The organism is Blautia sp. MCC269, from assembly GCF_018785655.1.
In the GTDB taxonomy this organism is placed as follows: domain Bacteria; phylum Bacillota; class Clostridia; order Lachnospirales; family Lachnospiraceae; genus Blautia_A.
The window spans coordinates 1-5,395 of sequence record NZ_WQQE01000130.1 but is presented as its reverse complement, the minus strand read 5'-3'; the positions used below and the strand labels follow the sequence as shown (position 1 = coordinate 5,395).

Here is a 5,395-nt window from a genome sequence, read left to right as displayed (position 1 = left end):
ATTAGCTACAGCTAATGGTCAAACAGCAATGTCTGTTTGGAACTTTACTATCTATAAAAGTTCCAGGCAGGCATTTTTTAGTGAATCTTTTCAGCATAATTCTTGTCTCCTTCCGTAAAGACTTGCCTTCTATTATATATCTGTATTTTAAAAAATAGCAATCAAAAACTCCTCTCAGGCGCTATGCATAATAATTTCAACAACATGCTGCTTATAGCAGGTATTGATAAATTTATATCATTCTGATGATATATTATATTTCATTTTTCACGTTAATGATGTAAAATTATCAATGTAAATATCAGGGCATATTCGAATAATCATTTCTAAACTTTTTCAAATATGCTCCGGAAAGGAACTTTTATACTAATGAAAACCAAGATTCAGGATATGACCTCCGGTTCACCGGGACGGTTGATCATTCTTTTTGCAATTCCCCTGATGCTGGGAAATATCTGTCAGCAGCTTTATACAATGGTGGATACCATGGTTGTTGGTCAGGTTGCAGGTGTGGAGGCTCTTGCCGCACTGGGTGCTGTTGACTTTCTGATGTGGGTTGTCACAGGAATATCCACAGGACTCACTCAGGGATTTTCTATTCAACTCTCCCAGTATTATGGGGCAAAGGATTTCGAAAATCTGCGTAAATCTCTGGCTCACAGTTACCGGCTGACCGCATTCATCGCAGCCGGAGTATTGATTCTCAGCCAGTCATTTGCTTCGCTGGTATTAACAGGGCTGCATACACCTTCCAATATTATCGGAATGTCTCTGTTATATCTGCGCATCATTTTCTGTGGAATCCCCGCCACAGCAGCCTATAATATGTTTGCCTCTGCTCTAAGGGCTATGGGAAACAGTAAAACACCGCTGACCGCAATGATCATCGCATCTGTGCTGAATGTCTCACTGGACATCCTTTTTGTGGCAGGCTTCGGATGGGGTGTGGCAGGAGCAGCAATCGCAACTGTGATTGCACAGAGCTTCTCCGCTGTTTACTGTTTCCTGATTTTACGCAGAATTGATATCGTTCATCTGACCAGAGCAGATTTTATGCCTGCCTCCGGCATGAATGCCCGCCTGATGAAGCTTGGTATTCCTGTTGTATTTCAGAATATCATCATCGGTGTGGGCGGTCTGGTAGTCCAGTATGTGATCAATGGCTACGGTTTCCTTTTTGTAGCAGGATTTACAGCTACAAACAAGCTTTATGGTCTGCTGGAAATGGCTGCTATTTCCTATGGATATGCCATCGTTACCTATGTGGGTCAGAATCTGGGAGCCGGAAAGATTGACAGGATCAGAAAAGGCGTCCGCAGCAGTATGCTGCTTTCCCTGCTTACCTCACTGATCATTTCTGCTGCCATGTTTTTATTTGGAAAAAATATTCTCTCACTTTTCATCTCAGGTGAACCGCAGCAGACACAGCAGGTATTGGCAATTGCTTTTAAATACCTTTCTATTATGGCTGCCATGCTCTGGGTTTTGTACTTTCTGTACGTGTACAGATCTGCACTTCAGGGGCTGGGAGATACCTTAATGCCTATGGTAAGTGGTATGGCTGAATTTGTCATGCGTATCAGTGCTGCACTGATCCTTCCTCATTTTATCGGACAGGACGGTATTTTCTTTGCAGAGATTGCAGCATGGAGCGGAGCCACTGTGATCTTATGCATCAGCTATTATGTACGGATGCATAAATATCATTAAAACAAAACAGGGAGCTGTCGGTAAATAACGTTTTTTAGAGCTGACAGCACCAAACAAAAATATCCTGACAGTTACAGAGCTTTCTGGCTCTGCAACTTGTTCAGGATATTTTTATTTTGATAAATACTTTCTGTTTTTGGCCGCAAAAAATCCTTGTTTGGATTTTTTCAGCCGCATTTTTTTCTAGGCAGTTTTTCCTTCAAATTTTCTCAGTTTTTCGTATAAAAAACGATGATATTTATTTATATTTCTTCCAATAGCATACAGCATGAATTCTTTATATACCTTATCTGCCGAACGGTAATTAAAACGCCGGAAGTTCTCATTTTCCTTTATATCTCCAAAATGTCCTTCCGTCTGAATGGAATGTGTCTGGCGTTTCAGGATCCCGCGTTCACTCTGGATATTGGCATGCGATCTTTCTTTCAGTTCCTCCCATTGTTCATTGATCTTCATGACTTTGTTCTTTTCGGCATCTTTCTCCGCATCATACTTATACAGACAGCGCGCTTTATGTTCACATCCGCTGCAGTCTGCACAACCATATACCTCAAAGGTCTGTGTATATCCATCCTGCTCTTTGCTCTCTGTCCTGAGATGCCGCAGTTCACGTCCGTCATGGCAGATATAGAACTGTTCATCTTCAAAGATCCCTGTCCTCATGTTGTAATATTTACTGATATCTTCTGAATAAGCGCGTGTTTTTCGCTTTTCATGATCCTGCAGTTTTATATAACTGGATATTTCATTCCGTTTTAAATAAAGCAGATTTTTTTCACTACAGTACCCGCTGTCCGCAGTTACTTCTTCCAGAAGCAGATGCAGATGGGTTTCAGCATATCCCGGATGGATATGGAGAAGAATTACCGTTTCGATAAGGAGGGCAAAATGAATCAGGTAGATAAAGAACTGATGCAGGAAAAAGGAATCCTGACAGAAAATGAAAAAGCAGATGAATATGAAATCCAAAAGGCAGCCATGAAAGAGGCTGTTTTTTTCCTGGCTGCAATGCTGGAGAAAAATCTGGATATGTCAGAACTTCAGACAATTTCCTTATATCTGAAGGAATTATCCATGAAGCAGCATTATATGCACATTCACCTGTATGTTCAGCAGCTTTACAGAAACAGCAGACCGCATGAGAAACTGGAAACATTCTATGCAGCATCTTTGCAGGAAGAAGCACAGCGAATGTACAGCACTTATTTTGTTGCGTATCTGAAAATGCTGATCGGGCGGTTGAGTGAAATGGATGATCTGATCAACTTAAAAAAACTTATGAAAGAGGAGGAAAATCGTGAATAATAATTCAGAATTTATGCCGGTAGAGTGTTTGAATGTTCCGAAAGTGCTTTTCTATGATAAGCAGTACGAGGATTTGTCTATGGATGCAAAACTTATCTATGCACTGCTGTTGGACAGAAAGGAAATGGCCATCAGAAATGAGTGGGTAGATGAGTATGGAGACACTTATGTGATTTATCCAAAACAGGAAATAAAGAAATATCTGAATATATCCAGATATCGGATTGACCAGGCACTTGCAGAACTGGAAGAACATGATCAAATGGTAGAAGTGGCAGTACCTTATCCAGGGAAGCTCTGCCAGTTCTATGTGAAGGATATCACTGACAATGAAAAACAGATGGAGGAAGACATAATGAAGAAAATGAAAGAAAGCAATGGAGAGAATTTTTGCAGAGCATCAGGGTGTGGCTATGCAAGATGTTTTACAGGAATTTCACCTAAATACATGGCGAAAATGAATAAAGAAGACAGGAATAATTTCCAAACGGCTATAGAAGAAATACTGGAAGATCTTAATCTGGGAGGTCATGTTACAGCAGAGCCATTGATGTCAGAAAGAACCAAAGAATATTTTGACAGTTATAAAGATGAGGCGTATTACAGTCTCAGCCCTAAGAAGCGAAAGATCGTTGATATGCAGCAGAGGGGCTATATTGATGAGGATGGACAGATTGATGAAGACGCCATCTATGATGATGCCTGTGAAGCAGCAGAAGAGCTGGCAGTATTTTTGCGAGCAGTTTTCAATAATCCGAAAGAAGATTCAAAGAAACTGATTAAATTTCTGGATAACCTCTGGACAGCAGGAAAATATAAACAGCTGCAGGCTACACTGATCGGATTTGAGCTTCTTTTTGAATTTCCAGAAAAATATCTTGAAGATGTGGAATGTTGTCTTGGTGAAGCAAGAAAATCTTACCTTTCCGCCGTGATTGGATTTACACAAAATATGTTGGATATGACTGCGGAGCAGAAAGAACAGGAGTAGAAATGCAATGGAGTTTTCATACTTTCAGGAGCATGAATCTGAGCAGTTTACATTCTTCCGGATTCCGAAGATTCTTTTTTCAGATGAACGGTTTGCCGGTCTTTCATCAGAAGCAAAGATATTATACGGCTTGATGCTTGACCGGGTAGGATTATCCAGGAAGAATGGCTGGATAGATCAGAATGGGAATGTATATATCCAATACACCATTGAAGAAATGATGTCAGTCCTCAAATGGACAAGATACCGTATTTATCAGCTTTTGGATGAGCTGGATACAAAAGAAAATGGGATTGGTCTGATTGAGCGGAAACGTGTGGGACTGAACAAACCCAATCTGATTTATGTAAAGAATTTTGCTTCTGTGAATCGGACAAGGGGAGAGCCGGAAGTCCGGGAGCCAGATGTCTGGAAGTCTGACATATCAGATATCCGGAAGTCTGAGAGCCAGATATCTGGAAGTCTGTCAGCCGGAGTTTCGGAAGTCTGCCAGTCAGACGCAAGTAATACTGATAGAAATAAGAATGAAGAGAGTAATACTGATTCTTTTTTTATAAGGAAATCTGAATCTGTGTATAGTTGTGGTAGTTTTCATAATGTAATTCTGGCTGACCGGGAACTGAAAGAATTGAAGCACAGGTTCCCATATGACTGGCAGAACTGGATTGAACGGCTATCTTCTTATATGGCTTCCACAGGGAAAAAATACCGGAACCATTATGCTACGATCTGTAGCTGGGCGGTAAAGGAACAAAAGAATATTCCAGGTAAGAACTATGATCTGCCGGAAGGAAAGGGGTTCTAATGGTTGAGCATATCATTGAGCAGACAGCACAGAAAGTGAAGGAAAACCAGAACCTGCAGAATACAGATTATCTGGATGCAGAAGGGTTGTGCTGGTGTGGTATCTGTGGGGAACGCAAAGAAAACAGATATAAGGTACTCGGCCATGAAAGAATCCTGCCTTGTCTGTGTCGATGTGACAGAGAGAAGCTGGAAGCTCAGAAAGAGGAGGAACGCAAACAGGATTTTGCAATTAAGGTGAGCAATCTGAAATCTGTAGGGCTGACAGAACCAAGGTTTCGGGAGTGGCGGTTTGAAAATGATAATGGCAGCACACCGAAGCTGGATATTGCAAGGCAGTATGTGGAGAACTGGAAAGATATGCAGCAGCGCAATATTGGATATGTGCTGATGGGACCGGTAGGAACTGGGAAGAGTTTCTTTGCCGGTTGTGTCGCAAATAGGCTTATGGAACAGGGAATACAGGTTATGATGACCAATTTTTCCAGAATTTTAAATGAATTAACGAGACTATGAAAAAATCTCTGTAAATAGGATTCTTCTATGATAAGAAAGGGTGAGTAGCTTAAAAACTAGGCTTTTCAC

At 41.0% G+C, this 5,395-nt stretch carries 5 protein-coding genes and 1 pseudogene; 5 read left to right on the top strand and 1 reads right to left on the bottom strand.

Annotated elements, in window-relative coordinates:
• The first annotated feature begins 369 nt into the window (after nucleotides 1-369).
• The gene (locus tag GPK88_RS18755) at nucleotides 370-1,710 is read left to right on the top strand and encodes an MATE family efflux transporter (RefSeq protein WP_118170576.1); all 1,341 of its coding nucleotides are present in this window, start codon (nucleotides 370-372) and stop codon (nucleotides 1,708-1,710) included.
• Nucleotides 1,711-1,893: 183 nt separating this feature from the next.
• On the opposite strand, the pseudogene GPK88_RS18750 reads toward GPK88_RS18755, so the two are convergent.
• Nucleotides 1,894-2,523, bottom strand: a pseudogene (locus tag GPK88_RS18750) (transposase); the annotation flags it as partial.
• A gap of 75 nt (nucleotides 2,524-2,598) precedes the next feature.
• Here GPK88_RS18750 and GPK88_RS18745 point away from each other — a divergent pair.
• From GPK88_RS18745 to GPK88_RS18730, 4 genes are read left to right on the top strand one after another with little or no spacing between them, the layout of a single operon-like run.
• Nucleotides 2,599-3,015 (top strand): hypothetical protein, encoded by a 417-nt coding sequence (locus GPK88_RS18745; protein ID WP_021976909.1) that lies wholly within the window; start codon nucleotides 2,599-2,601, stop codon nucleotides 3,013-3,015.
• On the top strand, nucleotides 3,008-4,006 hold the full coding sequence (locus GPK88_RS18740; protein ID WP_118170579.1) for a replication initiator protein A: 999 nt from the start codon (nucleotides 3,008-3,010) through the stop codon (nucleotides 4,004-4,006). The genes GPK88_RS18745 and GPK88_RS18740 overlap by 8 nt, the downstream gene beginning before the upstream one ends.
• A 7-nt stretch (nucleotides 4,007-4,013) precedes the next feature.
• Nucleotides 4,014-4,811 (top strand): replication initiator protein A, encoded by a 798-nt coding sequence (locus GPK88_RS18735; RefSeq protein ID WP_215708141.1) that lies wholly within the window; start codon nucleotides 4,014-4,016, stop codon nucleotides 4,809-4,811.
• Nucleotides 4,811-5,326 carry an ATP-binding protein gene (locus GPK88_RS18730; RefSeq protein ID WP_215708140.1) on the top strand — a complete coding sequence of 172 codons (516 nt, stop codon included), beginning with the start codon at nucleotides 4,811-4,813 and terminating at the stop codon, nucleotides 5,324-5,326. Before GPK88_RS18735 ends, GPK88_RS18730 begins: the two co-directional genes overlap by 1 nt.
• The last annotated feature ends 69 nt before the right edge of the window (nucleotides 5,327-5,395 follow it).